1 protein-coding gene is annotated in these 1,603 nt (G+C 49.1%); it reads left to right on the top strand.

Going from position 1 to position 1,603, the window contains the following annotated elements; genetic code table 11:
* Positions 1–87 precede the first annotated feature (87 nt).
* Positions 88–1,603: WD40 repeat domain-containing protein (locus KDK18_RS00900; protein WP_257252518.1), on the top strand; the 1,516-nt coding region annotated here is incomplete at its 3' end.

Genomic DNA, 1,603 nt, shown 5'->3' with positions numbered 1-1,603 from the left:
CTTTGGTGTCACCTGAACCGGCGCAGGCTGGTAGTGATTGACGAAGCCCGGAACCAGGACAAATACCAACTCTTACAGGAACCAGAAATGACACCAGGCATTGGGCAAATAAACGGCAACTCACGTATTGTCGACTCACTCCCGACATCATCCGGGCGATCCCAATCAGAGTCGCCAACCGGTATCGGTATGGGAAGGGAGATCACTGCATCTTACCAGCGTGAATCTCTATTATTGGGGAAACTGCCCATAGAAATTAAGTATAAAATCATTGATTCTTTGGATCTTCCAACGGTAGCTCTTTTAAAACGGACATGCACAGAGTTGTACGATGTTATCGAACAAGGTGATGTCATGGCGAAGGCCTGGTATGGCCGGTTTCCTTCAGCACATCAGGCTCAACTAAAGGCATTCATCAGTACAAAAGACAAGGACCAACTCAGTGACTGGCTGGGGCGGTTTACGAGTGATGAGGCGCTAATCAAATCACTTGTGGAACGCCGGGAGAGTCATGAATTTCCTGCTATTTTCTATTTCACCATCAGTAGACTGATGTCTGAATGCATATTATTTAGACCAGTTGAAGATGGCGTAATTTCTCATCATCGTATCAGGGTTCGAGCAGCCACCTTCAGTGGCGATGGTCGCCATGTGGTGACCAGGGCTAAAGCTACTGATCTCTTTAAAGATACAGCGAAAATCTCTGGTCATAACATCAGTCAATCATGGCATGTAAAAGCTGAGATTGTTCACACTGGTTCTATCAACTCAGCCACCTTTAGCCCCGATAGCAATCATTTGGTCACCGCCAGTGATGATCACACGGCGAAAATCTGTGGTCTCAGGGCCGATGGGTCATGGGAAGTAAAAGTCACTATTACTCATGATTATGCGGTCAACTCAGCCACCTTCAGTCCCGATAGCACTCTTGTGGTGACCGCCAGTTCTGATCACACGGCGAAAGTTTACGGTCAGGAAAAAAATGGATCGTGGGTACCAAAAGCCAGCATTTTCCATGCAAATTTGGGCTTCTCAGCCACCTTCAGCGCTGATGGGCGCTATGTGATAACCGCCGGTGCTGATGGCAAGGCGAGAATCCATGCTCAGGAGGACGATGGATCATGGCTGGAGAAAGGCTCCATTCCCCATGATAGAATTGTCAGATTAGCCACCTTTAGTTCCGATGGCACCCATGTGGTGATCGCCAATGACGCTTACAAGGTGGAAATCTTTGGCCAGAAACCCGATGGATCCTGGGAGCCAGAGGCTAACATTCCTCATTCTCATTGGATCTCTTCAGCCACTTTCAGCCCCGATGGGAGTCATGTGGTGACTGCCAGTGGCGATAATACGGTGAAAATTTACGGTCAGAAGGCCGGTGGATCATGGGAACCAAAAGCCATCATTCGCCATGGGGGTTCTGTGAGATCAGCCACTTTCAGCGCCGATGGCCGCCATCTGGTGACCGCCAGTCATGATAAAACGGTGAAAATCTATGGTCTTAAGGGCGGAGTCTGGAAAGAAAAGGCCCGCATTGCCCATGACGGCGAGGTCAATTCAGCTGTTTTCAGTGCTGATGGTCGTCATGTGGTAACCGCCAGTA

The sequence above is a fragment of the Endozoicomonas sp. SESOKO3 genome (genome assembly GCF_024606255.1).
Note: the sequence above shows the minus strand (reverse complement) of the source record. Positions and strands in the feature narration are given on the sequence as shown.